Here is a 26,073-nt window from a genome sequence, read left to right as displayed (position 1 = left end):
GGAGAGAGACTTATGAGTACCTTGCAGTGGGCCGGTTTGTCGGTGCTGGCCGTAGTCGCCGGCGCCGTGGTGCCCTTTCAGAGCGCAATCAACGCCAACCTGAGTCGCGGCCTCGGTCACCCGTTATGGGCCACCCTCGCCTCGCTGCTGGTGAGTGTTCTGGTATTGCTGCCGGTGATTATCAGCCTGCGCCTGCCATTGCCGTCGCTTGGGTTTATCAGCAAGGCGCCGCTGTGGATATGGGCCGGGGGCGCCTTTGGCGTGTGTTTTATCGCCCTGGCCCTGATGCTGCTGCCCAAGCTCGGGGCCTCAGGCTTTATCGCCCTGGCCCTGGCCGGGCAGGTAGTGGCATCGCTGGTGCTCGACCACTTCGGGCTGTTCGGGCTGGTGGAGCGGCACCTGACGTTACCGCGCCTGCTCGGTGCCGTGCTGTTGATCGCCGGGGTCGCGTTGATTCAATTCAGCGCCACCCCGGGCCGGTCCCTGGTGACTTCCGGCTAAGGGCGCGCGGGATCAGAACGCGTTACGAAAGATCTCCTCGATCTGCTGCTGGTCTGCCGCCCGCGGGTTGGTCAGGCCACAGGCATCCTTGAGGGCGTTGGCGGCGAGGATCGGGATGTCCTGCAGCTTGGCTCCGAGGTCACGCAAACCGGCGGGAATTTCCACGTCCGCGGCCAGCGTGCGGATCGCCGCGATCGCCGCCTCGGCCCCCTCCTCCGGGCTGCACCCCTGGATGTCCACGCCCAGCGCCTGCGCCACTACCGTCAGGCGTTCGGCACAGACCTTGGCGTTGAAGCTTTGCACATGGGGCAGCAGCACCGCATTGCACACGCCGTGGGGCAAGTCGTAGAAACCACCCAACTGATGCGCCATGGCATGCACAAACCCCAGGGACGCGTTGTTGAACGCCATGCCGGCCAGGAACTGCGCATAGGCCATGTTTTCCCGGGCCAGCAGGTCACTGCCATCACGCACCGCCACGCGCAGGTTGAGGCTGATCAGCTCGATGGCTTTCAGGGCGCAGGCGTCGGTGATTGGGTTGGCAGCGGTGGAGACGTAGGCCTCGATTGCATGCGTCAGCGCATCCATGCCGGTGGCGGCGGTCAGCGACTTGGGCATGGCCACCATCAAGGCCGGATCGTTGACCGACAACAGCGGCGTGACGTTACGGTCGACAATGGCCATTTTCACGTGCCGCGCTTCGTCGGTAATGATGCAGAAGCGGGTCATCTCGCTGGCAGTACCGGCCGTGGTGTTGATCGCAATCAGCGGCAGTTGCGGCTTGGGCGACTGATCGACGCCTTCGTAGTCGCCAATCTGCCCGCCATTGGTGGCGCACAGGGCGATGCCCTTGGCGCAGTCATGGGGCGAACCACCGCCCAGGGACACCACAAAATCACACCCGCTGCGCTGCAACAGCACCAGGCCAGCCTGCACGTTGGCGATGCTGGGGTTGGGCTTGGCCCCGTCAAAAACCACCGACTCGATGTCCTGCAGCGCCAGTTTTTCCGCGATCATTGCCGCCACGCCGGCCTTGGCCAACCCGCTGTCCGTGACAATCAACGCCTTGGCAAAGCCGTATTTACCGATGGCGTCCATGGCTTCGTCGAGACAGCCGATGCCCATGATGTTGACGGCAGGAATGAAGAATGTGCTGGTCATGGCGAGTCCTCTGCAATGGGGCCGAACCGACCCTTGGCGTCGGCGGATAACCCAAGGATCACCCCATCGCGCCGCGTGCATCTTGATCTGGCTCAACAGCCGGTCGTGATAAAGTCTGCGCCCTGTACCCCACCTGCTTGAGATGACTGACGCAATGAGCGATTTCCAGGATGTTGATGCCCACTTAGAAGACTGGAACGCGTTGCGCGCAACCACCCCGTTCAGCGCCCTGCTGGTGGGTAACGGCGCCAGCCGCGCGGTGTGGGATGACTTTGGCTACGACTCGCTGTTCGAGAACGCCCGCAGTGTCGAAGAAAAACCCTTGAGCCAGTCCGAGCTGAGCGTGTTCGACGCCCTGCACACCCGCAGTTTCGAGCAGGTGCTCAGCGCCCTGAAAACCACCAGCCGGGTCAACAAGGCCTTGGCGGTAAGCTCGGCGGCACCACGCAATCGCTACTATGCGATCAAGGAAGCGTTGATCAACACCGTACACGCGGTGCACATCCCCTGGCGCCTGGTGCAAGCCACCAGCCTGGCGAGTATCAGCCAGGAGCTGGGCCGTTATCGGACGGTCTTCACCAGTAACTACGACCTGCTCAACTACTGGGCGGTCCAGCACCAGGGCACGGCCATCGACGACCTGTTCCAGGGCAGCGAACCGCGCTTCGAGCTGAGCGCCAGCGCCACCGAAAAAACCCGCCTGCTGTACCTGCACGGTGGCCTGCACCTGGTGCGCAACCAGGACGGCACCGCCCGTAAGCTGACCTCCACCGAGGGCACGCTGCTGGGCAGTTTCGCCATCAACAACACGCTCAAGACCCTGGACGACGTGCCGTTGTTCGTCAACGAAGGCAGCAGCGAAGACAAGCTCAAGACCATCCGCAGCTCGGACTACCTGTCGTTCTGCTACGACCAGTTGCTGCAGCAACACGACGCCTTGTGCATCTTCGGCCACAGCCTCGGCAAGCAGGATGCGCACCTGGTCCATGCACTGTGCCAGGCCAAGCCAAAAACCCTGGCGATCTCGATTTATCCGCGCAGTGCGGCGTTCATCCAGAGCCAGAAGCGCCACTACGCAAAGCTGTTTGCAGACACCGGGGTGGCACTGCGCTTTTTTGATTCCAAGACCCATGCCCTGGGCAGTTCGAGTCTTTCGGTGCCGGTCGAGGTTTAGGTCTGGGCTGAAAGCATCGCGAGCAGGCTCACTCCCACAGGGGCGGTTTCGGTAGACCTTGCTCACGATGCTCTGGCGCCGACTCATTCCTCGCTGCTGTGTACCACCACCAGCAACTGCGCCTGCACCTCGCCCACCGAGCGCAGGCGATGGGGTTTCTGGGCGTTGAAGTGCAGCGCATCCCCGCGATCGAGGATCACCCGCTCGTTCATGAAATCGACCTCGACCTGGCCTTCGTGGACGAACAGGAATTCCTCCCCCAGGTGCTCCTTGAAGGTCTTGTCGCTGAACTCCCTGGGCGGGTAAATGATGAACGGCAGCAGGCTGCGCTCGCTGACCTGATGAGCCAACACCGCGTAGCCGGGGGCCTGGTCGTTGGCGGCCAGCGACTGGCGCTCGTGGGCGCGCACCAGGCTATAGCTGTCCAGGCTGATAGCGTCCTCGGCAAACAGCTCCTCGACCTTGACGTTCAGCGCCTTGGCCAGTTTCAGCGCGGCCGCGATCGACGGCGTGTTGAGGCCACGCTCGACTTTCGACAGATAGCTCTTGGTCATGCCGGATTTCTCGGCCAGCGCCTCAAGCGTCACACCAAGTTTTTTTCGCAGTAATTTCAAACGGATAGACATGTGCAGCGGTTAATCCATCAAGGAGGCAACGATTAGTCCTTGCCAATGACACAAAGTGTCATATAGGCTCTTAAGTGTCATGTGATTACCCCCGACGACCTTGCGAGCAGCGGGAGAACCACATCCGACGTCCATTGAGCTTTACAGGGACACCGATATGGCCAAGACATTAGCATTACCCAAAGACCAACTCATCAAGCAGGCGCTGACGCAGATGCAAAGCAGCCTGGCGGATAATACGTGGACTGACCGGCAAAAGCTGGCACTGACCTGCCGCATCCTGTTCGAGAACGGCCACGATTCCGGCCTGGCGGGGCAAATCACCGCCCGCGGCCCGCAGCCGGGCACCTATTACACCCAGCAACTGGGCCTGGGTTTCGACGAAATCACCGCGAGCAATCTGCTGCTGGTCAACGAAGACCTGGAAGTCCTGGAAGGCCACGGCATGGCCAATCCGGCCAATCGTTTCCACAGTTGGGTATACCGTGCCCGGGCGGATGTGAACTGCATCATCCACACCCACCCGACTCACGTCGCGGCCCTGTCGATGCTCGAGGTGCCGTTGGAAATTTCCCACATGGACCTCTGCCCGCTGTACGAAGACTGCGCGTTTCTCGAAGCCTGGCCGGGGGTACCGGTGGGTAACGAAGAAGGCGAAATCATCGCCGGGGCCCTGGGCGACAAGCGCGCCATCCTGCTGTCCCACCACGGCCAGTTGTCGACCGGGCGCAACATCGAGGAAGCCTGCGTGATCGCTCAATTGATCGAACGTGCGGCCAAACTGCAGTTGCTGGCGATGGCCGCCGGCACCCTCAAGCCAATCCTGCCGGCACTCGGCCGCGAGGCCCATGACTGGATCTCCAAACCCAAGCGCCACGGCGCTGCGTTCAACTACTACGCTCGGCAGAACCTGCGCCAACACGCCGATTGCCTGAACTGAAGCGACTTTTTTGCCTAATTGGAGAGACAGCATGTCCAGCCCGAACATTCACGGCATCATCGGCTACACCATCACCCCCTTCACCGCCAACGGCGAAGCGGTCGACCTGCCTGCCCTGGGGCGTTCCATCGACCGCCTGATCGACGGCGGTGTCCACGCGATCGCCCCGCTCGGCAGCACCGGGGAAGGCGCTTACCTGAGCGACGCAGAGTGGGATCAGGTCAGTGAGTTCAGCATCCAGCATGTCGCCAAGCGCGTGCCGACCGTGGTCAGCGTCTCCGACCTGACCACCGCCAAGGCCGTGCGCCGCGCGCGGTTTGCCGAGGCCCATGGCGCCGACGTGGTGATGGTGCTGCCGGCGTCGTACTGGAAACTCAGCGAAGCGGAAATCCTTGCCCACTACCGCGCCATTGGCGACAGCATCGGCGTGCCGATCATGCTCTACAACAACCCGGCCACCAGCGGCACCGACATGTCCGTGGAGTTGATCCTGCGGATCTTCCATGCCGTGGCCAACGTGACCATGGTCAAGGAAAGCACAGGCGATATTCAGCGCATGCACAAGCTGCAAATACTGGGTGAAGGCCAGGTGCCGTTCTACAACGGTTGCAATCCGCTGGCGCTGGAGGCGTTTGCCGCCGGAGCCAAAGGCTGGTGCACGGCGGCGCCAAACCTGATCCCGCAACTCAACGGCGCGTTGTATCAGGCGGTGCTGGCCAATGACCTGGACCAGGCGCGGCAATTGTTCTATCGCCAACTGCCACTGCTGGACTTCATCCTCAAGGGCGGACTGCCGGCAACCATCAAGGCCGGCCTGCGCATGACCGGCCTGGAAGCGGGCGACCCGCGCCTGCCGGTGTTCCCATTGGCTGAGGCGGGGTGCAGTCAGTTGCAGGGGTTGATCGATACGCTGCGCTGACAGAGCGCAAATGTGTAGGCGCTGGCTTGCCAGCGCCTACACAGGTTTCACAGCACCGGCAGGGTCTTGTCCTTGATCACCGTGGTCGGGCCATTGGTCTTGACGCTGGCGATGCCCTTGTCCCGCGCCGCCTCCGAGGAATAGGCCTCGCTGCTGCCGATGACCTGATGGTTGGCAGCCTTGAGGTTGAAGTAAGGATGGCCGTCCTTGGTGGACTTTTTCTCGTAGCGTTCATCCAGCGGGCTATTGCTCTGGACCGAGGCAATGCCACCCTCGGCGGCCGCCCGGGTGGTGTACAGCTCGCTGGTGAGAATGGTTTCGGCGTTGGCCGCTTTCAGCACAAAGCGGAACTGGCCATTGCTGCTTTTACTCAATTCGTACCATCCAGACATGCTCGTGCTCCTTGGCGATTAAAAGATTACGCGCTTCAGAGTAAAGACCACGCCGCCCTACTTCACCACCGCGCGTACCACCGATAACTCCGGCGAGCCGCTGCGCCGCTGACTCAAATAACGGGTGCAACTGACCCGCAGGAACGAGGCGAAGTTCACCACTTCGCCGCGGTAATCCATCACTTCTTCATAGAGCTTGGCGATCAACTGGTTGGTGGTCATGCCGTCGACCTCGGCGATTTCGCTGAGGATGTCCCAGAACTGATTCTCCAGGCGCAGGGTCGTGACCACCCCACAGATGCGCAGCGAGCGCGAGCGTGACTCGTACAAAATCGGGTCGGCTTTGACGTACAGCTCGCACATGGACAGGCCTCCGCTTACAAGGTGATGGTCGTGCCCAGCAGGCCGAGGAACCCGGCCAGCCAGCTTGGGTGTGCCGGCCAGGCGGGCGCCGTGGCCAGATTGCCTTGAACGTGGCCCTGCGTCACGGGGATATCGATGAACGTGCCACCGGCCAGCCGCACTTCCGGGGCGCAAGCCGGGTAGGCGCTGCATTCACGCCCTTCGAGGATGCCCGCCGCCGCCAACAACTGCGCGCCATGGCAGACTGCGGCAATCGGCTTGCCGGCCTGGTCGAAGTCGCGTACCAACTGCAGGACTTTTTCATTCAGGCGCAGGTACTCCGGCGCACGTCCGCCTGGAACCAGCAGAGCGTCGTAGTCGGCGGCATCGACCTGGGCGAAGTCGAAGTTCAGGGCGAACAGGTGACCGGGTTTTTCGCTGTAGGTCTGGTCGCCTTCGAAGTCATGAATCGCCGTGCGCACGGTCTGCCCGGCGGTCTTGTCGGGGCATACCGCATGCACCGTGTGGCCGACCATCAGCAAGGCCTGGAACGGCACCATCACTTCGTAGTCTTCGACGTAATCGCCAACCAGCAGCAGGATCTTTTTCGCAGCCATGGGGAGGACTCCTCTAGGTACAACGTGGGCAGAAAGGAGTATTCAAGGTAGTCCTAATCCATGGGGCCGGGTAACAACCCGCTACTACGCAGCATGCAACTGTACGGATAAGTCCGTGCGTAGCTGTAACAGCGCAATCGGCCGGCTTTGTGGCTAGATGAAGTCACTTCCCGCCACCTTCGATCCTGGTTGCCGTTATGTCCTCGCGCGAAAACACTGGCATGGCCCTGGGCCTGCTGGGCGTCATCATCTTCAGCCTGACCCTGCCTTTCACCCGGATCGTGGTGCAAGAGCTGCACCCCTTGCTCAACGGCCTGGGCCGTGCCCTCTTCGCCGCCATTCCAGCCGCGGCGCTGCTGCTCTGGCGTCGAGAGCGTTGGCCAACCTGGCAGCAGGTCAAGGGCCTGAGCCTGGTGATCGCCGGGGTTATCCTCGGTTTTCCGGTGCTCTCGGCCTGGGCCATGCAAACCTTGCCGGCGTCCCACGGAGCGCTGGTCAATGGCCTGCAACCGCTGTGCGTGGCGCTGTACGCGGCGTGGTTGTCCCACGAGCGACCCTCCAAAGCCTTCTGGGCTTGCGCCGCCCTGGGCAGTGCGCTGGTGCTGGGCTACGCGCTGATCAGCGGCGCCGGCAGTATTCAGGCGGGCGACTTGCTGATGCTCGGGGCCATTGCGGTGGGCGGCCTGGGGTACGCCGAGGGCGGCCGACTGGCCAAGGAGATGGGCGGCTGGCAGGTGATCTGCTGGGCCCTGGTGCTGTCGACGCCGCTGTTGATCGGTCCGGTGCTGTACCTGGCCATGCAGCATGAAGGCGCGATCAGCGCCAAGACTTGGTGGGCCTTTGGCTACGTCTCGCTGTTCTCGCAGTTCCTGGGCTTTTTTGCCTGGTACGCCGGATTGGCCATGGGCGGGATTGCCCGGGTCAGTCAGATCCAGTTGCTGCAGATCTTCTTCACCATCGCCTTTTCAGCGCTGTTTTTTGGTGAGCACATCGAGCCCATTACCTGGCTGTTTGCCGCCGGGGTGATCGTCACGGTGATGCTGGGCCGCAAGACCGCGATCACAGGTAACCATCAGCCCGCAGCAAGGTTTCCAGGCAATGTTCGCTGATGTGGTAGAACGCCTTGAGTTCCTCGATCTTTTGCAGCAGCTGGGCCGGGTCCACCGGTTCGGCGCGCTTGACCGCAAGGATCATCTTGTTCTTGTTGGTGTGATCCAGTGAGATGAATTCGAACACCTTGGTCTCATAGCCGCAGGCTTCGAGGAACAACGCGCGCAAGCTGTCGGTGACCATTTCCGCCTGCTGGCCCAGGTGCAGGCCATATTGCAGCATCGGCTTGAGCAGCGCCGGGCTCTGGATCTGCAGGCGAATCTGTTTGTGGCAGCACGGCGAGCACATGATGATCGACGCCCCGGAACGGATGCCGGTGTGAATCGCGTAGTCGGTGGCGATGTCGCAGGCGTGCAGGGCAATCATCACGTCCAGCTCACTCGGCGCCACACTGCGCACGTCGCCGCACTTGAACACCAACCCCGGGTGCTGCAGCTTGGCCGCCGCGGCGTTGCACAGGTTGACCATTTCCTCGCGCAGCTCGACACCGGTGACTTCGCCCTCGGCCTTGAGGGTGTTGCGCAGGTAATCGTGAATGGCAAACGTCAGGTAGCCCTTGCCCGAACCGAAATCCGCCACGCGTACCGGCTTGTCCAGCGCCAGTGGCGAGGAGGTCAGGGCATGGCTGAAGACCTCGATGAACTTGTTGATCTGCTTCCACTTGCGCGACATCGCCGGAATCAGCTCGTGCCTGGCATTGGTCACGCCCAGGTCGGCGAGAAACGGTCGGCTCAAGTCGAGGAAGCGCTGTTTCTCGCGGTTGTGCTCGGTGGACGGGGCCTCGCGCAATTGCTGCGGTTTGCTCTTGAACAGCGAACTTTTGTTCTTCTTGCTGTATTCCAGCTGGGCTTCGTCGGTCACCGAGAGCAAGTGCGCATTCTTGAACGACACCGGCAACAGCTCGGCAATCGCCGCCACGCCATCGGCCAGGGAGAAGTTCTTGGTGATGTCGCGAGTCTTGTAGCGGTAGACGAAGGACAGGCAGGGCTGATCCTTGACTGTCGTCGGCTTGATGATCAGCCGTTGCAGGTCCGCTTCACCGCCGACGTACTTGGCCAGCACCAGCTTGATAAAGGCGTTTTGCTCAAGGCTGGCAGTCAGCAGCTCAAGAAACTGTGCATGGTGATCCGGCGCGGGACTGACAGGTTTAGCGGTGACAGACATGAACAAAAACGCCTCGGGCAGGGAATGCCGGGCATTTTAGGGGGGATGGGGCTTGAGGGCACGGAGTTATTTGATCAACGGTCGTTATAGCCGCTGTCGAACGCCAGCGGCTATGGATGTTTCATCTAATCGAGTACCACCAACCGATTCGGTAACTCATTGCGGGTTTGCGTCAGCGGCACATGCACCTTGAGCAACTCCCCGCAGGCTTCAATGCAGGCAATAAACCCGGCCAATGTCTGCCCCTGTTTCACCTGCTGGGTGAAGGCCTTGACGATGGCATCCCAACAGCTGTCATCCAGGCGCTTGGAGATGCCGTCGTCCACCAGGATTTCTACGTAACGCTCCGCTTCACTGACAAAAATCAGCACTCCGGTACTGCCCACCGTGTGGTGCAGGTTCTGCTCCAGGAACTGCCGACGCGCCAGATTCGACGCTCGCCAGTGCCGCACGGAACGCGGAATCAGCCGGGTGGTGATTTTCGGCAGGCGAAACAGCAAGCACAACACAATGAAGGTCGCCCACTGCGCCAGCAGCAAGGTGTACATGCTCATCCAGCCGAACAGGTAATGAATGATCCCCGGCACCACCAACGCCAACAGGCTGGCCCACAGCAAAGGGATGTAGGCGTAGTCGTCGGCCCGGGCCGCCAGCACGGTCACCAGCTCCGCGTCGGTCTGTTGCTCGACCTTGGCGATCGCTTCGGCGACCTGGCGTTGTTCGTGTTCGCTCAGTAATGCCATGGTTGCAGATGCTCTTTAGTTATTGTCATTACCAGCCGCCCGAGGCCCCGCCGCCGCCGAAACCACCACCGCCACCTCTGAAGCCACCGCCACCGCCACCGCCACCTCCGCCTCCGCCGCCACGTCCACTGCTGCTGAGAATGGCCAGAAGAATCGCGCCCACCGGTAACCCCATGCGATTGCACAACCACAACACGATCAGCAGCAGCACGAACATGCCGATGGAGAACGCCGGATTATCCTTGGCGAAATTGGCGTCCGCCACATGGGCCGGTACAGCCAGCGGGTCACCGCCCACCACCTGCAACATCGCCGCGACACCGTCGCTGATGCCTTTGCTGTAGTTGCCGGTCTTGAATGCCGGCGCGATCACCTGGTTGATGATCACCCAGGACTGCGCATCGGTCAGCACGCCTTCCAGGCCATAGCCGACTTCGATGCGCAATTTGCGCTCATCCCGGGCGACGATCAGCAGCGCGCCATTGTCCTTGCCCTTCTGGCCGATACCCCAGTGGCGGCCCAATTGATAACCGTAGTCCTCGATGGGCAGGCCTTGCAGGTCAGGTACGGTGACCACCACGATCTGGTCGCCGCTGGTCTGCTCCAGCGCCTGCAACTGTTGAGTCAGTTGCTCGCGCACAATCGGGTCGATCATCTGGGCGGTGTCTACCACCCGCCCAGTCAGCGCGGGAAACGCCAGCGCTGCCTGGACGGTGGTCACACATGCCAGGAGCCACAGCGCCAGGCCTATCCGTAATAAACGCATCGACACCTCATTGAAGCCTGATCAGAACTTCACTTGCGGTGCTTTATCGGCGTCGGGGCTGGTGGCCTCGAAGGTCTGGCGGATCGGCAGGTCGCTGTACATCACGCTATGCCACAGGCGACCCGGGAAGGTGCGGATCTCGGTGTTGTAGGCCTGCACGGCAGCGATAAAGTCACGACGCGCCACGGCGATGCGGTTCTCGGTGCCTTCAAGTTGCGACTGCAGGGCCAGGAAGTTCTGGTTGGCCTTGAGGTCCGGGTAGCGCTCGGACACCACCATCAAACGGCTGAGCGCACTGCTCAAGCCATCCTGGGCTTGCTGGAACTGTTTGAGTTTTTCCGGATTGTCCAGGGTGCTGGCGTCGACCTGGATCGAGGTGGCCTTGGCCCGCGCCTCGATCACTGCGGTCAGGGTGTCCTGTTCATGCTTGGCATAACCCTTGACCGTTTCCACCAGGTTGGGGATCAGGTCGGCGCGCCGCTGGTACTGGTTCTGCACTTGCGACCAGGCCGCCTTGGCCTGTTCGTCGAGGGTAGGAATGGTGTTGATGCCGCAGCCGGCCAGAACCGTGGTCAGCAGCATTAGAACCGTGACTTGCCAGGCCGAGCGAGAGTGCTGTTGTACATTCATGTCAGTGTTGCTCCTGATGGAAATAGACCGGCAGCCTTCAATTGATCCCCTGGGGACTTAATCTGTCCCCGCCACTGGATTGCATCTCGCCAATCGGCTAAAAGATGCCCAGCGCGAATAAAGAGTTCGAAGTTTGCTGCATTTACCCACTCAACAATAGTCGCTCCCTAAATTTTGGCTGACCCGATGCGTTTCGCTGAGCGTCGTTTTAGCGTTTGAGAAAACTATTCATGAAGAAGCTGTGTTTGCTGAGCCTGGCCATCGGCCTGGCCAGTCACTCGGTAATGGCCGATACCAAGCCTGCCCCCATTGAGAACAAGGACGCGTTCGTCAGCAACCTGATGAAGCAGATGACCCTGGACGAAAAGATCGGCCAGTTGCGCCTGATCAGCATCGGCCCGGAAATGCCGCGCGAGATGATCCGCAAGGAAATCGCCGCTGGGAACATCGGTGGCACGTTCAACTCGATCACTCGCCCGGAAAACCGGCCGATGCAGGACGCGGCCATGCGCAGCCGGCTGAAGATCCCGATGTTCTTCGCCTATGACGTGATCCACGGCCACCGCACGATTTTCCCGATCCCGCTGGCACTGGCCTCGAGCTGGGACATGGACGCCATTGGCCTGAGCGGGCGCATTGCCGCCAAGGAAGCCGCCGCCGACAGCCTCGACATCACCTTTGCGCCGATGGTCGATATCTCCCGCGATCCTCGCTGGGGCCGCACCTCCGAAGGGTTCGGCGAAGACACCTACCTGGTGTCGCGCATTGCCCAGGTGATGGTCAAGGCCTACCAGGGCACCGGCCTGATCGGCGCCGACAACATCATGGCCAGCGTCAAGCACTTCGCCCTGTACGGCGCGGTCGAAGGCGGGCGTGACTACAATACCGTCGACATGAGTCCGGTGAAGATGTACCAGGACTACCTGCCACCGTACCGTGCGGCCATCGATGCCGGCGCGGGCGGGGTGATGGTGGCACTGAACTCGATCAACGGCATTCCGGCCACGGCCAACCTGTGGCTGATGCAGGACCTGCTGCGCAAGGAGTGGGGCTTCAAGGGCCTGGCGGTGAGTGACCACGGGGCGATTTTCGAACTGATCAAGCACGGCGTGGCCCGTGATGGTCGCGAAGCGGCGAAGCTGGCAATCAAGGCCGGCATCGACATGAGCATGAACGACACCCTCTACGGCAAGGAACTGCCGGGCTTGCTGAAGGCCGGCGAGATCGAGCAGAGCGACATCGACAACGCCGTGCGTGAAGTGCTGGGCGCCAAGTACGACATGGGCCTGTTCCGCGACCCGTACCTGCGTATCGGCAAGGCCGAGGATGACCCGGTCGACACCTATGCCGAAAGCCGCCTGCACCGTGCCGAAGCCCGTGACGTGGCGCGCCGCAGCCTGGTGTTGCTGAAGAACCACAACGAAACCCTGCCGCTGAAGAAAACCGCGAAGATCGTCCTGGTCGGTCCGCTCGCCAAGGCGCCGATCGACATGATGGGCAGTTGGGCCGCCGCCGGGCGTCCGGCGCAATCGGTGACCCTGTTCGACGGCATGACCCGCGCCCTCGGCGACCAGGCCACCCTGCACTATGCCCGAGGCGCCAACATCACCTCGGACAAGAAAGTCGTCGATTACCTGAACTTCCTCAACTTCGATGCCCCGGAAGTGGTCGATGACCCACGTTCGGCGCAGGTACTGATCGACGAAGCGGTGAAAGCCGCGCAGCAGGCCGATGTGATCGTTGCCGCCGTGGGCGAGTCCCGGGGCATGTCCCACGAGTCCTCGAGCCGCACCGACCTCAACCTGCCCGCCAACCAGCGCGAGCTGATCAAGGCGCTCAAGGCCACCGGCAAACCGTTGGTGCTGGTGCTGATGAACGGCCGGCCGTTGAGCATTCTCGAAGAGAACGAACAAGCCGACGCGATCCTCGAAACCTGGTTCAGTGGCACCGAAGGCGGCAACGCCATCGCCGATGTACTGTTCGGCGACTACAACCCGTCCGGCAAGCTGCCAATCAGCTTCCCGCGTTCGGTGGGGCAGATTCCGACCTACTACAACCACCTGACCATCGGCCGCCCGTTCACGCCGGGTAAACCTGGCAACTACACCTCCCAGTACTTCGATGACACCACCGGCCCGCTCTACCCGTTCGGTTATGGCCTGAGCTACACCCAGTTCAGCCTGTCGGAAATGGCGCTGTCGTCGACCACGCTGAACAAGACCGGCAAGATCGACGCCAGTGTGACGGTCAAGAACACCGGCAAGCGTGATGGTGAAACCGTAGTGCAGCTGTACATCCAGGACGAGACCGGGTCGATGATCCGCCCGATCAAGGAACTCAAGGGCTTCCAGAAAGTGCTGCTCAAGGCCGGCGAACAGAAAGTCGTGCATTTCAGCATCGAAGAAGACGACCTGAAGTTCTACAACACCCAGCTCAAGTACGCAGCCGAACCTGGCAAGTTCAACGTGCAGATCGGCCTGGATTCCGAGGCGGTGACGCAGCAGAGCTTCGAGTTGCTCTGACCGCAGAGGCAACACCATTACCCTGTGGGAGCGAGCTGCTCCCACAGTGCATATACCCACAGGGGTTTTGGCTGTTTGCGAGGCTGGGCTCAGCCCCGCCGATCCAGCAGGTTCACCACCACCCGATCCACCCATCCCCACACCCGCTGCTTGATCCGGCGCCACCACGGCCGGCGTTGCCATTCCTCCAGACTGACCTGTTGGCTCAGGCCGAAGTCCCGCTCGAAACTCGCCACCACCGCCTGGGTCAGGCCGGTATCGAGGGCTTCGAGGTTGGCTTCCAGATTGAACCGCAGGTTCCAGTGATCGAAGTTGCACGAGCCAATGCTCACCCAGTCATCCACCAGGACCATTTTCAGGTGCAGGAAACACGGCTGGTACTCGAATATTTTTACCCCGGCCTTGAGCAATCGCGGGTAGTAACGATGCCCGGCATACCGCACTGAGGGGTGGTCAGTGCGCGGCCCGGTCAGCAGCAGGCGCACATCGATGCCACGGGCGGCGGCCTTGCGCAGGGAGCGGCGGATCTTCCAGGTCGGCAAGAAATACGGAGTCGCCAGCCAGATGCGCCGCTGGCCGCTGTTGAGGGCGCGGAACAGTGATTGCAGGATATCCCGGTGCTGGCCGGCGTCGGCATAGGCCACCCGGCCCATCCCTTCACCCATCGACGGCACCCGGGGCAGGCGCGGCAGACCGAAGTCCGAGGCCGGCTTCCAGGCGCGGCGGTGGCGGTTGGCACGCCATTGGCGATCGAACAGCGACTGCCAGTCGTGCACCAGCGGGCCGCTGATTTCCACCATCACCTCATGCCATTCGCTGCTGTCGTGACCCGGCGTCCAGAATTCATCCGTGACCCCGGTGCCGCCGACCACCGCCAGCACCTGGTCGACCAGCAGCAACTTGCGGTGGTCGCGGTACAGGTTGCGCACCCAGCGCCGCCAGCTCAGGCGATTGTAAAGGCGCAGCTCGACACCGGCCTCGTTCAACCGGCGCCGTAGGCCGAGAGTGAAAGCCAGGCTGCCATAGTCATCGAACAGGCAACGCACCCGCACGCCGCGCTCGGCGGCCTGCACCAGCGCTTGCACCATTGCCTCGGCGCAGGCACCCGCCTCCACCAGGTAGAGTTCCAGTTCGACCTGCTCCCGGGCATTGGCAATCGCCTGCAGCATGCGCGGGAAGAACTGCGGGCCGTCGACCAGCAATTCAAAGCGGTTGCCGTCACGCCATGGGAACACCGCGCCGGCCATGTCAGCGCGCCGTGAAAATCAGTACCGCGCCCACCGGTACCGACAGACTGATGGCCGACAGGTCGGCCAGCTTGCGCAGCCGTTCCAGCCCCGGCACCAGGTCAAAATCCGCGGCACTGATCACCACCGGTTCCAGGGTCACCACCTGGAACCGCCGATCATCCAGGCGGGTTGCCAGCAGCTCGGCGTCGTAGCTGTGCTGCTTGCCGTGCAGGCTGACGGTCAATGGCAGGCGCAACTCCAGCTGCGCGCCGGGGGCCAGGTCGTTGATCGGCCGTAGATCGATCTGGGTGGTAATCAACGCTTCGGGAAACGCCTCGATCTCGAACAGCTCCTTGCGCATGCGCTCATCACGCAGCGGCACGCCGCTGTTGACCGAGTCCAACTCGACTTCGACTTGCGCCAGGCCCTTGGGATCGACCTTGCCGTGCAGCACCAGAAAGCGCTGGACCTCGGCGATATGGGTGTTTTTGGTGGAGATAAACGACAGGCGTGAGGACTCGCCGTCCAGGTACCAATTGGCCTGGGCTGACGCGGCGCAGCCGGCCAGCAGCGAGAACGCGACTGCTTTATAGAGGGAGCGGTTGAACATAGACACTCGTGGGGCCGATAAACCTGAACGAACCTTAACTGGCCCGGTGCCGATTGCAAACCTGGAAGATCACGGAATCAGCCGACAGCCCTCGCGCACGCCCAGCCAACTGGCGGTATGGGTGCGTCCCAGGCCGCTGGCCTTGACCCGTTTGTGCTCGGGGTCATCGACAAAATCGCTGATGGGCAGGTACTGCTTGACGTACCCCTGGCAATACGGCGCCGACTGACCGGCCACGTAGCGACAGGAACAATACTCCTTGGCAGTGTAGGCGCTGAGGATGTCGGGGAACGCCGACAAGGCAACCCGCTGCTGCCAGCCCCAACCCAGCAACAGGACCAACATCAGGACCAGCAACCCCAGCAGCAGGCTGAGTAGCGGACGGCGCCGCACAAAATCACCGGTCATGGCAGCACCTGCGGTGGGAACGCGGCCTGGACGCGCTTGAGCAGTTCGTTGTGACGGTAACTGCCATCACGATCATCGGCATACCGCACGATCACCAGCTTCTCGCCAGGCAGCACGTACAGCGCCTGCCCCCAGTGGCCCAAGGCGGCGAAGCTGTCTGGCGGTGCATCGGGCCAGGGCCGCGGCGCGCCATCCACCGGGCGATTGAGCCACCAATGACCGCCCGGCACAGCGGCATCCTGATTAGCCTGGTAGTGGGCGAAGGGCTGGAGATTGAACGCGACCCAATCGGCAGGCAGCAACTGGCGCTCGCCCCAACGACCCTGGCGCTGCATCAGCAGACCGATGCGCGCCAAGTCGCGGGCAGTCATGTAGGCGTAGGAGGACGCGACAAAGGTGCCCGTGGCGTCGCGCTCCCACACGGCGCTGCGAATACCCAGGGGTTCGAACAGCGCGGTCCAGGGATAGTCGGCGTAACGCTGCGCACCGAGGATGTTTTTCAGCGCCGCAGACAACAGGTTGCTGTCGCCGCTGGAATAACGAAAGTGTTGCCCGGGTGCGCCGAATGCCGGGTGTGCGGCGGTGAAGCCCGCCATATCGGTATGCCCACGGGTATACAGCATGGCCACCACCGATGAGTTCAAGGGGGCGTACTCATAGTCTTCCTGCCAGTCCAACCCTGACGCCCAGTGCAGCAGATCGGCGAAACTGATCCCGGGATGAGGCATCAAGGCAGGCAAGAACTTCGCCACCGGGTCCTGCAAGGAGAACCGACCTTCGCCATAGGCCACGCCCAGCACGGCGGCCATCAGGCTTTTGCTGACCGACCAGGTCAGGTGCGGGGTGTCGGCCGTGGTGCCGCCGGCGTAGCGCTCATAGACCAGTTGACCGTCACGGATCACCAGCAAGGCATCGGTGCGGATGCCCTTGCGGGTGGCCTCGTCACGGTTGGCAAAGGCATAGTCCTCCAGCGCCGCCAGCGCCGGGCCACTGCCGGGTGGACCGGGCGCCCATTGCTCGGCGGGCCAGTCCTGTGCAGTTACCGCGCAACTGCACAACAACATCAACAGCAGGAAAACGCCTTTGATCATGGGCTGTGGCTCGGCAGGAGGAACCTGCTGAGCCTAGTCTAGATAGGTGACAATTCTACAAGGCCCCAGCCAACGCCTTGGCCAACCGCTTGGCCCGTGCGCCAGCCGCCAGGTCGAGTACCGCGCGATCGCGCGTCCACAAGCCCGCCCACTGTGGCGGGCCATCGGCAAAAGCTTCATCCAGCGAACCCTGCAAATCCTCGAACTGGGCGAACAGGCCACCGAGCAGGACATGCCCGGCGCTGCTGTTGGGCGGCTGCCGGCTGACCTCGGCGCACCCGGCCAGCAGCGCCAGCAACTTCAGTTGCAGCGCTTGCGGCCAGTCGCTGTCCTCGCCGACGCCATACAGCCAGGCGCATAGGGCGCTGAGCACATACAGGTCTTCCAGGGTGCGGAAGGGTTTGACGTAGGCATCCCAGCCATCGCCGGCCAGCAGTTCACACAAGGCACCGTCGAGAAACAGCCGGCCGTGGCTGATGTCCGGCATCAAGGGGATGGCGGGCAGTTTCTCCAGGCGCACCCCCGGCTCACCGGGATACACCACCGCCAGGCTCAAGCGTGGGGACTGGCACGGATCTTCGCTGCGTGCGGCAATCAGCAACCAGTCCGCCGCATCGCCAGCAGTGACGAAGTCCTTGCGCCCGCTCAGGCGCAGGTCGCTCAAGCGAGTTTGCATGTCCGCCGGGCGCAGGCTGCGCTGTTCGGTCGCACATAAAGCCCCCAGGCTCAGGGGTGCGCTGGGCCACAACATGCGCAAGGCAGCCTGGTAACCCACCAGAAATGCCCAGCCGGGGGTGGCCATCAAACGTGCACCGCGCACGGCCAGTTCGAACGGCGTTACCGCCCCCAAGGTTTCCAGCAATCGGGCGTAACCCTCGGCCAGGTCGGGGTTTGCGGGCAATCGTGTGCGGCAGTTCAGCAGGGCTTGCCAAGGCATATACGGCTCCTCAAGGGCTGTCATACAAGCATCACCAAAGCTTCATGGCGATGACACCGGGGCTACATAGCCTGACTTTGCACAACAAAGTCGATCGACTGCAACCCATGACGGGTGAGCAGCCAGTACGGAGATTCACCATGACCCAGATCGCCTGCATCCGCGACACCGGCACTGAACGCCGCCTGCAAGCCGAACGCCTGATCGGTGCCCAGGCCCTGCAACAAGCCCAGGCCCTGCGCTTCAATGTCTTTAGCGGAGAATTCAACGCCAAACTCAAAGGCGCGGAACTGGGTCTGGACATGGATGACTACGATGTTCACTGCAGCCACATTGGTGTGCGGGACCTGAATACCGGACGCTTGGTCGCGACCACCCGCCTGCTCGACCACACTGCGGCCAGCAGCCTGGGACGCTTCTACAGTGAAGAGGAGTTCAGCCTGCACGGCCTGGTGCACCTGCAGGGACCGATCCTGGAAATCGGCCGCACCTGCGTCGACCCGGCATACCGCAACGGCGGCACCATCGCCGTGCTGTGGGGGGAACTGGCCGAGGTCCTGAACCAGGGTGGCTACAGTTACCTGATGGGTTGCGCGAGCATTCCGATGCAGGACGGCGGGATCCAGGCCCACGCGATCATGCAGCGCCTGCGCGAACGTTACCTGTGCACCGAGCACCTGCGCGCCGAACCGAAAAAGCCGCTGCCCAGCCTCGACATCCCGTCCAACGTGATTGCCGAAATGCCGCCGCTGCTCAAGGCCTACATGCGCCTGGGCGCGAAGATCTGCGGCGAGCCGTGCTGGGACGAAGACTTCCAGGTCGCCGATGTGTTCATCCTGCTCAAGCGCGATGAGCTCTGCCCGCGTTACGCCAAGCACTTCAAGGCGGCCGTGTAATGAGCCGCTTGCGGGTGTACGCACGGGTGACCAGGGTGTTGCTGGTGGTGGCGCTCGGCTTGAGCATGGCCTTGGTGTTTGGCCTGTTCGAGCGTCTGGGAGTGGCCAATTCGATGCTGCGGCGCCAACGCTGGTCGCGGTTTTTCATGAAGCGCTTGAGCCGCGCCCTGCCCTTTCGGGTGACGGTGCATGGGCAGTTGCCGCAACAGCCGATGCTTTGGGTCAGCAACCACGTGTCCTGGACCGACATTCCCTTGCTGGGCATGCTCACCCCGTTGTCGTTCCTGTCCAAGGCCGAAGTGCGCACCTGGCCGGTCGCCGGCTGGCTGGCGGCCAAGGCCGGCAGCCTGTTCATCCGCCGCGGCGCGGGCGACAGCCAACTGATCCGCAAGCAAATGAGCCGTCACCTGCAACAGCAACACCCGCTGCTGATGTTCCCCGAAGGCACCACCACCGATGGGCGCTCACTGCGCACCTTCCATGGCCGCCTGCTCTCGGCCGCGATCGACGCCGATGTTGCCCTGCAACCGGTGGCGATCCGTTACCTGCGCGACGGGCAGATCGACCCTCTGGCGCCCTTCATCGGCGATGACGACTTGCTATCGCACCTGATGCGCCTGTTCGCCAACGACCAGGGCGACGTCCACATCCACCTGCTCAAGCCCATAACCTGTCACGGCCAGGAGCGCGCCGCCCTGGCGTTTGCCGCCCAGCAAGCGGTGCACAACGCGTTGTTTGGCGACGTGGCACAACCGGCCCAACCAAGACCTGCGGGTGAACTGATCGCGGCCTGAATCCAACGGCGGGGGAACCGGCTACCGGTATCAAGGCGTACGCAGGTGCTGTGCCGAGAACCGCTGCAGTTCTGGATAGAACAAACGAAAGTCCTCGCTCAGCGGTTCATACAAGCGCTCCAGCTCCTGCATCGCGGCGGCCAGTTCTTCGGGACGTGACAGGCGCCGCGAGATCCCCCGCAGCACCTGGTCGAGCACCGCAAAGTCGCGATACGAACCCAGCCAGTCATCCGCCGCCATGTAGGGTGCGATCTGCGCCAGCCGCCCCGGCAACTGCGGTTCGGCGGCGAGTACCCGGTACACGTCCGCAGTGAAGGCCGGCAACGACGAATCGGCATACAACGCCCAATCCCGGGCCAGGCAATGGTCGAAAAACACGTCGAGCACGATTCCGGCATACCGCCGCCGGGTCAGGCTGAAACGCGACAACGCGACGTCCACCAAGCCATGACGGTCGGTAAACACATCGATTTGTCGATGCAGGGTGATGGCGTCCTCGACCTCCGCAGGAAACTGCCCTTGCAGCCGGCCTTTGACAAAATCGCCGTACAAACTGCCGAGCAATTGACCGGGACGCTGGCCACCGAGGTGAAGATGTGCGAGATAGTTCATAGCGCGTAGCTTAGCACCGCGCCACACATATCGTTATAACCCGATATACCGATTCAAGCTGACCTCAGATCAAAATCATATTGGTATATCGCGAAGTACCGATTTAAAGTTCGCCTTATCGCGATATAACGTTTTACCCAATTCGAGCACTGCCATGTCCACCATCGACCTCGACGAAATAATAAAAGCCCTGGCACACCCAGTACGGCGAGACATCCTCAACTGGCTGAAAGACCCCGCGACCCAGTTCCCCGATCAGGAGCACAGCACCGACTTCGGCGTCTGCTGCGGGCAAATCGATCAACGCTGCGGCCTGTCGCAATCGACTGTCTCTGCGCACCTGGCGACCCTGCACCGGGCCGGCCTGATCCGCAGCCAGAAAGTCGGCCAATGGCATTTCTACAAACGTAACGAGGAAACCATCCAGGCGTTCCTCGACACCTTAGGCAAAGAGCTCTGAGGAGCTCGACAAGGACTCCACCCATGCCCCTCTCGCTCCTCATCCTGGCCTTGAGCGCCTTCGCCATCGGCACCACCGAGTTCGTCATCATGGGCCTGCTGCCCGATGTGGCGGCCGACCTCGGTGTGTCGATTCCCGGCGCCGGCTGGCTGGTGACCGGTTACGCCCTCGGCGTGGCGATCGGTGCGCCGTTCATGGCCCTGGCCACCGCCAAACTGCCACGCAAGGCGGCGCTGGTAGCGTTGATGGGGATTTTCATCGTCGGCAACCTGCTGTGCGCCCTGGCCACCGACTACAACGTGCTGATGTTTGCCCGGGTGGTCACCGCCCTCTGCCACGGTGCGTTTTTCGGCATCGGCTCGGTGGTCGCGGCAGGCCTGGTGCCGGCCAACAAGCGTGCTTCGGCCGTAGCCTTGATGTTCACCGGCCTGACCCTGGCCAACGTGCTTGGCGTACCGCTAGGCACTGCGCTCGGCCAGCAAGCCGGCTGGCGCTCGACCTTCTGGGCGGTGACCGTGATCGGCGTGGTCGCCCTGATCGGCCTGATCCGCTTCCTGCCGGCCAAGCGCGATGAAGAAAAACTCGACATGCGCGCCGAACTGCGAGCTCTCAAGGGCGCTGGTATCTGGCTGTCCCTGAGCATGACCGCGCTGTTCGCCGCGTCGGTATTCACTCTGTTCACCTATGTCGCACCGCTGCTGGGCGAAGTCACCGGCGTCTCGCCTCGCGGTGTGACCTGGACCCTGATGCTGATCGGCCTGGGCCTGACGGTCGGCAACATTATCGGCGGCAAGCTGGCAGACAAGGGCATGGCCGCCACGTTGATCGGCGTGTTCATCTCGATGGCCGTGATCTCCACGGTGCTGACCTGGACCAGCGTTGCACTGATCCCCACCGAAATTACCTTGTTCCTCTGGGCTACCGCGTGTTTTGCCGCCGTGCCGGCCCTGCAAGTCAACGTGGTGACCTACGGCAAGGCCGCACCGAACCTGGTGTCGACCCTCAACATCGGCGCCTTCAACATCGGCAACGCCCTCGGCGCCTGGGTCGGCGGCAGCGTGATTGCCCACGGTTTTGGTCTGACCAGCGTGCCACTCGCGGCGGCAGCACTGGCGGTACTCGCCCTGCTGGTGACCCTGATTACCTTCCGCCAGGGCGGCGACGCCGAACTGGCTCCTGCGACCAACTGATCTACCTGCGAGCGCTTTTACATGACGACTATTTTCGATCCAATCAAACTGGGCGACCTCGAGTTGGCCAACCGCATCATCATGGCCCCCTTGACCCGCTGCCGCGCGGACGAAGGTCGAGTGCCCAACGCCCTGATGGCTGAGTACTACGTACAGCGCGCCTCCGCCGGGCTGATCCTCAGCGAAGCCACTTCGGTCACGCCCTTGGGCGTGGGCTACCCGGACACCCCGGGCATCTGGTCCAACGACCAGGTGCGGGGCTGGAGCAACGTGACCAAGGCCATCCACGGCGCCGGCGGCAAGATCTTCCTGCAACTGTGGCACGTGGGCCGGATTTCCCACCCCTCCTACCTCAACGGTGAAGCACCGGTCGCACCAAGCGCCCTGCAGCCCAAAGGCCATGTCAGCCTGGTTCGCCCCCTCGCCGACTTCCCGACCCCGCGCGCCCTGGAAATCGCCGAGATCGCCGACGTCGTCGACGCTTACCGGGTGGGCGCCGAAAACGCCAAGGCCGCAGGCTTTGATGGGGTCGAGATCCACGGAGCCAACGGCTACCTGCTCGACCAGTTCCTGCAAAGCAGCACCAACCAGCGCACCGACCATTACGGTGGCTCGCTGGAAAACCGCGCGCGCCTGCTGTTGGAAGTGACCGACGCCGCAATTGAAGTCTGGGGCCCCGGCCGCGTAGGTGTGCACCTGTCTCCCCGTGCCGACCTGCATGACATGGGCGACGACAACCTGGCCGAAACCTTCACCTACGTGGCACGTGAACTGGGCAAGCGCGGTATCGCGTTCATCTGCTCGCGGGAAAAAGAAGCCGGCGACAGCCTCGGGCCACAGCTCAAGGCCGCCTTCGGTGGCCCGTACATCGTCAACGAGCGTTTCACCAAGGACAGCGCCAACGCCTGGCTGGCCAGCGGCAAGGCCGATGCAGTAGCGTTCGGCGTGCCGTTCATTGCCAACCCAGACCTGCCTGCTCGCCTGAAAGCCGATGCACCGCTCAACGAGGCACGTCCAGAGCTGTTCTACGCCAAGGGTCCGGTCGGCTACATCGACTACCCAACGCTATAAGCCGTCAGCCAGAATGAAAAAGCCCCGGTTCGAACCGGGGTTTTTTCATTCTGGGGTTTCTTCAGCGTTTGCGCTGGCCAAAGGCGACCGCCAGGCCGCTCAGGCAAATGACCGCGATCCCGACGATGGCGTAGCTGTCCGGGGTATGGTCAAAGATCAGGTAGCCGTACATCCCGGCGAACAGAATCTGCCCATAGCTGAACGGCGCCAGCATTGCCGGCGCCGCATGCCGGAAGGCCTGGGTCAGCAGCATGTGGCCCAGCATGCCGCAGGTGCCCAGGCCAATCATGAACACAGCATGCGGCCAGCTCGGCGTGCTCCAGAAAAACGGCAGCAACGCGCTCATGATCAGGCTGTTGATGATGCCGGTGAGAAAGTTGCTGGTGGTCGGACTGTCGATGCCGGTGAGCTTGCGGGTCAGTAACTGGTAAAAGCCGAAACACAGCGCCGAGCACAGCGGCAGGACGATGGTCGGGGTAAACAGTGCCCCGCCCGGGCGGATCACGATCAGCACCCCGGCAAAACCGCCGAGCACCGCCAGCCACTGGCGGCGGGTCACGTGCTCGCCCAACAACGGTACCGACAGCGCGGTCACCAGCAACGGTGCGAGGAAGTTCACGGCAGTGGCTTCGGCCAACGGGATGTAGCGCAACCCGGTGGTGAAAAACAGACTGGTGCCGATCAGACACATCGCCCGCAAAAACTGCAGCCCGGGACGCTTGGTGCGCACCACCGCGGAAAAACCGCTGCGCGGGACAAACACCACCAGCATCAACAGGGTGTGCACCACGTAGCGCGCCCACACCACCATGACTATTGGATAAAAACCGGAGAGGTACTTGGACAGGGTGTCATGGCTGGCGAACAACAGCACAGCCAGGCAAATCAGGAGAATGCCCTTGACGGGTTGTTCGGCGGTCTTGAACAACGGGTGGCTCGCACTCATTCACACACTCGACACAATTTCCCTACAAAATACGTAGCCCGCTATGTATCAAGCAGGCGAATGTCCGTATATAAAAGCACCCCATCGCCAAAAGGCGAATGCAGTCGGGACAGTGTTCACCTTAAGTGTTGACACAGGCAGACTCAATTACGCATGTTGTCCGGCAGTCGCAGGCTGGGACTCAGGCGGAGCATTTCCAGCCCGGTGTCGACCCAGCGTTCGGCTTCCAGGTGCAGCTCAAAGCTTTCGGGGGCCAGCAGCCATTGATAAAGCATGCCATCGATGTAGGCATGGATGCTCACCGCCGCACGCTCGGTATCGAGGTTTTCCGGCAACTGTCCACGATTCACTGCATTACGCAATGCCAGCGCGATACGCATGTTGCAATCCAGACTGACCGTGCGACGTTGTTGGCGCAGATCACACATTTCATCTGTGAACTCACACTTGTGAAACAGAATCTCATTGATGCGGCGGGTCTTCGGATCCAAGGCAACTTGATGAAACAAATGAATCAGCAGCTTGCGCATGCAGCCCAGCGGATCTTCTTCGTCTGCACTTTCGCTCGCCCGCGCCATCTCATCCAACGGCTCGCGCAGACTGTCGAGCATGGCCTGGACCAGGTCGGCCTTGTTGCTGAAATGCCAATAGATAGCACCACGAGTCACCCCGGCCAGGGTGGCGATGTCCGCCAGCGTAGTGCGCGCCACGCCCCGCTCGTAAAAGGCTTGCTCAGCGGCTTCGAGTATCTGGTTGCGGGTTTCTTGCGCTTCCTCTTTAGTGCGACGAACCATGGCAGTAAAACCTCAATCAGGAATGCTTCAGCGATGCCTGAACATCTTCTGAACAAATGTGGGGATCACCTCTTACGGGCTTGGTCCCCGGCCTACAATTCACACCTTGAAACAGCTCTGGTAACCGGGTGTGTACGCGGTCAAAGGTGTTTACAAACAACCATGAACGTAAGTATATTCCTTAGCAAGCTACTTATCCACTCACCGCGACTTTTTCATCTTTCCACTTTTCTAGTGCGCATTGTGCGCGCCTGACCCGAGGATCTTCATGCAATTCAAGCCAGCTGTTACCGCTCTGGTCACTGCCGTCGCCCTGGCATCGCTGCTCAGCGGATGTAAAAAGGAAGAGGCGGCCCCTGCTGCACACGCCCCTCAGGTCGGCGTCGTTACCCTGCAAACCCAAGCCTTTACCCTGACCTCCGAACTGCCGGGCCGCACCACGGCCTACCGCATCGCGGAAGTTCGCCCACAGGTCAACGGCATCATCCTCAAGCGCCTGTTCAAAGAAGGTGCCGAGGTCAAGGAAGGCCAGCAGCTCTACCAGATCGATCCGTCGGTCTACCAGGCCACCTTGAAAAGCGCCGAAGCCAATCTGCAATCGACCAAATCGATTTCCGATCGCTACAAACAACTGGTCACCGAACAAGCCGTAAGCCGCCAGGAATACGACACTGCCCTGGCCAACCGCCTGCAATCGGAAGCCTCGCTGCAGACCGCCCAGATCAATGTGCGCTACACCAAGGTACTGGCGCCGCTGACCGGTCGTATCGGGCGCTCCAACGTCACCGAAGGTGCCCTGGTAAACAATGGCCAGGTCGACGCCATGGCCGTGATCCAGCAACTGGACCCGATCTACGTCGATGTGACGCAATCCTCGGTGGAACTGCTGGAATTGCGCCGTGAGCTGGAAAGCGGTCGCCTGCAGAAAGCCGGTGACAACGCCGCGATGGTCAAGCTGACCCTCGAGGACGGCAGTGAGTACAAGCGACAGGGCAAGCTGGAGTTCTCCGAAGTCTCGGTCGATGAAGCCACCGGTTCCGTGACCTTGCGCGCAGTATTCCCCAACCCTGATCACACCCTGCTGCCAGGCATGTTCGTTCACGCCCAACTGCAAGCCGGGGTCAACGCCGCCGCCATCCTGGCGCCGCAACAAGGCGTGACCCGTGACCTCAAGGGATCGCCAACAGCGCTGGTCGTAGGCCCTGACAACAAGGTCGAACTGCGCCAGCTCAAGGCCAGCCGCACCGTGGGCAGCCAATGGCTGATCGAAGACGGCCTCAAGGCTGGCGATCGCCTGATCACCGAAGGCCTGCAGTACGTCAAGCCCGGCGTTGAAGTCCAAGTCAGCGAAGCGACCAACGTAGCCGCGAAAAACCCGGCCCCTGCACAGGCAACAGACAAAGCTGCAGGCGGCAAAGGGGAGTAAAC

29 protein-coding genes are annotated in these 26,073 nt (G+C 62.1%); 12 read left to right on the top strand and 17 right to left on the bottom strand.

Features of this window, described 5'->3' with window-relative positions; translation table 11 throughout:
* Positions 1 to 12: 12 nt before the first annotated feature.
* Entirely contained in the window at positions 13 to 501 is a 489-nt protein-coding gene (locus tag CKW24_RS08765) for a DMT family transporter (protein ID WP_095167087.1), read from the top strand.
* Between the two features lie 12 nt (positions 502 to 513).
* Here CKW24_RS08765 and yiaY read toward each other — a convergent pair whose 3' ends face one another.
* Positions 514 to 1,662 (bottom strand): L-threonine dehydrogenase, encoded by a 1,149-nt coding sequence (gene yiaY / locus CKW24_RS08760; protein ID WP_095167085.1) that lies wholly within the window; start codon positions 1,660 to 1,662, stop codon positions 514 to 516.
* A 154-nt stretch (positions 1,663 to 1,816) separates the two neighbouring features.
* Here yiaY and CKW24_RS08755 point away from each other — a divergent pair, with 154 nt between their 5' ends.
* A complete protein-coding gene (locus CKW24_RS08755) occupies positions 1,817 to 2,836 on the top strand; it encodes a DUF4917 family protein (protein WP_095167083.1) in 1,020 nt (339 codons plus the stop codon).
* A gap of 83 nt (positions 2,837 to 2,919) precedes the next feature.
* Here CKW24_RS08755 and CKW24_RS08750 read toward each other — a convergent pair whose 3' ends face one another.
* Entirely contained in the window at positions 2,920 to 3,462 is a 543-nt protein-coding gene (locus CKW24_RS08750; protein WP_095167081.1) for a helix-turn-helix domain-containing protein, read from the bottom strand.
* A 157-nt stretch (positions 3,463 to 3,619) separates the two neighbouring features.
* Between CKW24_RS08750 and CKW24_RS08745 the strand changes: the two genes are divergently transcribed.
* On the top strand, positions 3,620 to 4,402 hold the full coding sequence (locus CKW24_RS08745; protein ID WP_095167079.1) for an aldolase: 783 nt from the start codon (positions 3,620 to 3,622) through the stop codon (positions 4,400 to 4,402).
* A gap of 31 nt (positions 4,403 to 4,433) precedes the next feature.
* A complete protein-coding gene (locus tag CKW24_RS08740; protein ID WP_095167077.1) occupies positions 4,434 to 5,321 on the top strand; it encodes a dihydrodipicolinate synthase family protein in 888 nt (295 codons plus the stop codon).
* Between the two features lie 47 nt (positions 5,322 to 5,368).
* On the opposite strand, the gene CKW24_RS08735 is transcribed toward CKW24_RS08740, so the two are convergent.
* The 3 genes from CKW24_RS08735 to CKW24_RS08725 are packed head-to-tail and all read right to left on the bottom strand — an operon-like array spanning position 5,369 to position 6,672.
* Positions 5,369 to 5,713, bottom strand: coding sequence for a YegP family protein (locus CKW24_RS08735; protein WP_095167075.1), 345 nt, complete (start codon positions 5,711 to 5,713; stop codon positions 5,369 to 5,371).
* 57 nt (positions 5,714 to 5,770) lie between these two features.
* Complete coding sequence (locus CKW24_RS08730) at positions 5,771 to 6,076, bottom strand: ribbon-helix-helix domain-containing protein (protein WP_095167073.1); 306 nt, start codon at positions 6,074 to 6,076, stop codon at positions 5,771 to 5,773.
* A 14-nt stretch (positions 6,077 to 6,090) separates the two neighbouring features.
* Positions 6,091 to 6,672, bottom strand: coding sequence for a DJ-1/PfpI family protein (locus tag CKW24_RS08725; RefSeq protein WP_095167071.1), 582 nt, complete (start codon positions 6,670 to 6,672; stop codon positions 6,091 to 6,093).
* A gap of 197 nt (positions 6,673 to 6,869) precedes the next feature.
* On the opposite strand from CKW24_RS08725, the gene CKW24_RS08720 reads away from it, so the two are divergent.
* A complete protein-coding gene (locus CKW24_RS08720; RefSeq protein ID WP_095167069.1) occupies positions 6,870 to 7,781 on the top strand; it encodes a DMT family transporter in 912 nt (303 codons plus the stop codon).
* Here the strand turns inward: CKW24_RS08720 and CKW24_RS08715 are convergent.
* From CKW24_RS08715 to CKW24_RS08700, 4 genes are all read right to left on the bottom strand, one after another.
* Positions 7,732 to 8,946, bottom strand: coding sequence for an SAM-dependent methyltransferase (locus tag CKW24_RS08715; RefSeq protein ID WP_095167068.1), 1,215 nt, complete (start codon positions 8,944 to 8,946; stop codon positions 7,732 to 7,734). The genes CKW24_RS08720 and CKW24_RS08715 overlap by 50 nt on opposite strands.
* Positions 8,947 to 9,071: 125 nt before the next feature.
* The gene (locus tag CKW24_RS08710) at positions 9,072 to 9,689 is read right to left on the bottom strand and encodes a TPM domain-containing protein (protein WP_095167066.1); all 618 of its coding nucleotides are present in this window, start codon (positions 9,687 to 9,689) and stop codon (positions 9,072 to 9,074) included.
* A 28-nt stretch (positions 9,690 to 9,717) separates the two neighbouring features.
* A complete protein-coding gene (locus CKW24_RS08705) occupies positions 9,718 to 10,455 on the bottom strand; it encodes a YgcG family protein (RefSeq protein WP_095167064.1) in 738 nt (245 codons plus the stop codon).
* Between the two features lie 21 nt (positions 10,456 to 10,476).
* Positions 10,477 to 11,085 carry a LemA family protein gene (locus CKW24_RS08700; protein WP_095167062.1) on the bottom strand — a complete coding sequence of 203 codons (609 nt, stop codon included), beginning with the start codon at positions 11,083 to 11,085 and terminating at the stop codon, positions 10,477 to 10,479.
* A 230-nt stretch (positions 11,086 to 11,315) separates the two neighbouring features.
* On the opposite strand from CKW24_RS08700, the gene bglX reads away from it, so the two are divergent.
* Positions 11,316 to 13,607 (top strand): beta-glucosidase BglX, encoded by a 2,292-nt coding sequence (gene bglX, locus CKW24_RS08695; RefSeq protein WP_095167060.1) that lies wholly within the window; start codon positions 11,316 to 11,318, stop codon positions 13,605 to 13,607.
* An 89-nt stretch (positions 13,608 to 13,696) separates the two neighbouring features.
* Here the strand turns inward: bglX and CKW24_RS08690 are convergent, their stop codons facing one another.
* From CKW24_RS08690 to CKW24_RS08670, 5 genes are all read right to left on the bottom strand, one after another.
* Positions 13,697 to 14,854 carry a phosphatidylserine/phosphatidylglycerophosphate/cardiolipin synthase family protein gene (locus CKW24_RS08690; RefSeq protein WP_095167058.1) on the bottom strand — a complete coding sequence of 386 codons (1,158 nt, stop codon included), beginning with the start codon at positions 14,852 to 14,854 and terminating at the stop codon, positions 13,697 to 13,699.
* Position 14,855: 1 nt separating this feature from the next.
* Positions 14,856 to 15,446 (bottom strand): YceI family protein, encoded by a 591-nt coding sequence (locus tag CKW24_RS08685; RefSeq protein WP_095167057.1) that lies wholly within the window; start codon positions 15,444 to 15,446, stop codon positions 14,856 to 14,858.
* Between the two features lie 69 nt (positions 15,447 to 15,515).
* A complete protein-coding gene (locus tag CKW24_RS08680; RefSeq protein WP_095167055.1) occupies positions 15,516 to 15,854 on the bottom strand; it encodes an amidase in 339 nt (112 codons plus the stop codon).
* Complete coding sequence (locus tag CKW24_RS08675) at positions 15,851 to 16,945, bottom strand: serine hydrolase (protein ID WP_095167053.1); 1,095 nt, start codon at positions 16,943 to 16,945, stop codon at positions 15,851 to 15,853. The genes CKW24_RS08680 and CKW24_RS08675 overlap by 4 nt, the downstream gene beginning before the upstream one ends.
* Positions 16,946 to 17,000: 55 nt before the next feature.
* Positions 17,001 to 17,882, bottom strand: coding sequence for an acyl-CoA dehydrogenase (locus CKW24_RS08670; RefSeq protein WP_095167051.1), 882 nt, complete (start codon positions 17,880 to 17,882; stop codon positions 17,001 to 17,003).
* Positions 17,883 to 18,022: 140 nt separating this feature from the next.
* Here CKW24_RS08670 and olsB point away from each other — a divergent pair, with 140 nt between their 5' ends.
* Both olsB and CKW24_RS08660 read left to right on the top strand, forming a co-directional pair.
* Positions 18,023 to 18,778, top strand: a complete 756-nt coding sequence (olsB, locus tag CKW24_RS08665; protein ID WP_095167049.1) for an L-ornithine N(alpha)-acyltransferase — start codon at positions 18,023 to 18,025, stop codon at positions 18,776 to 18,778.
* On the top strand, positions 18,778 to 19,572 hold the full coding sequence (locus CKW24_RS08660; RefSeq protein ID WP_095167047.1) for a lysophospholipid acyltransferase family protein: 795 nt from the start codon (positions 18,778 to 18,780) through the stop codon (positions 19,570 to 19,572). The genes olsB and CKW24_RS08660 overlap by 1 nt, the downstream gene beginning before the upstream one ends.
* 30 nt (positions 19,573 to 19,602) lie before the next feature.
* Here the strand turns inward: CKW24_RS08660 and CKW24_RS08655 are convergent, their stop codons facing one another.
* Positions 19,603 to 20,184, bottom strand: coding sequence for an ACP phosphodiesterase (locus tag CKW24_RS08655; protein WP_095167045.1), 582 nt, complete (start codon positions 20,182 to 20,184; stop codon positions 19,603 to 19,605).
* A gap of 154 nt (positions 20,185 to 20,338) precedes the next feature.
* On the opposite strand from CKW24_RS08655, the gene CKW24_RS08650 reads away from it, so the two are divergent.
* Genes CKW24_RS08650 through CKW24_RS08640 form a run of 3 tightly spaced genes read left to right on the top strand, consistent with a single transcriptional unit; the run spans position 20,339 to position 22,905 of the window.
* Complete coding sequence (locus CKW24_RS08650; protein WP_095167043.1) at positions 20,339 to 20,644, top strand: helix-turn-helix transcriptional regulator; 306 nt, start codon at positions 20,339 to 20,341, stop codon at positions 20,642 to 20,644.
* 23 nt (positions 20,645 to 20,667) lie between these two features.
* Positions 20,668 to 21,834, top strand: a complete 1,167-nt coding sequence (locus tag CKW24_RS08645) for an MFS transporter (RefSeq protein ID WP_095167041.1) — start codon at positions 20,668 to 20,670, stop codon at positions 21,832 to 21,834.
* Between the two features lie 21 nt (positions 21,835 to 21,855).
* Positions 21,856 to 22,905 (top strand): alkene reductase, encoded by a 1,050-nt coding sequence (locus CKW24_RS08640; protein WP_095167039.1) that lies wholly within the window; start codon positions 21,856 to 21,858, stop codon positions 22,903 to 22,905.
* Between the two features lie 61 nt (positions 22,906 to 22,966).
* Here the strand turns inward: CKW24_RS08640 and CKW24_RS08635 are convergent, their stop codons facing one another.
* Both CKW24_RS08635 and emhR read right to left on the bottom strand, forming a co-directional pair.
* Positions 22,967 to 23,851, bottom strand: coding sequence for a DMT family transporter (locus CKW24_RS08635; RefSeq protein WP_095167037.1), 885 nt, complete (start codon positions 23,849 to 23,851; stop codon positions 22,967 to 22,969).
* Positions 23,852 to 23,994: 143 nt separating this feature from the next.
* Complete coding sequence (gene emhR / locus CKW24_RS08630) at positions 23,995 to 24,645, bottom strand: efflux system transcriptional repressor EmhR (protein WP_095167034.1); 651 nt, start codon at positions 24,643 to 24,645, stop codon at positions 23,995 to 23,997.
* Positions 24,646 to 24,913: 268 nt separating this feature from the next.
* Here emhR and emhA point away from each other — a divergent pair, with 268 nt between their 5' ends.
* Positions 24,914 to 26,071 (top strand): efflux RND transporter periplasmic adaptor subunit EmhA, encoded by a 1,158-nt coding sequence (gene emhA, locus CKW24_RS08625; RefSeq protein ID WP_095167032.1) that lies wholly within the window; start codon positions 24,914 to 24,916, stop codon positions 26,069 to 26,071.
* The last annotated feature ends 2 nt before the right edge of the window (positions 26,072 to 26,073 follow it).

The sequence above is a fragment of the Pseudomonas sp. Irchel 3H3 genome (assembly GCF_900187635.1).
Taxonomy (GTDB): domain Bacteria; phylum Pseudomonadota; class Gammaproteobacteria; order Pseudomonadales; family Pseudomonadaceae; genus Aquipseudomonas.
This window is presented reverse-complemented; position numbering and strand designations above follow the sequence as displayed.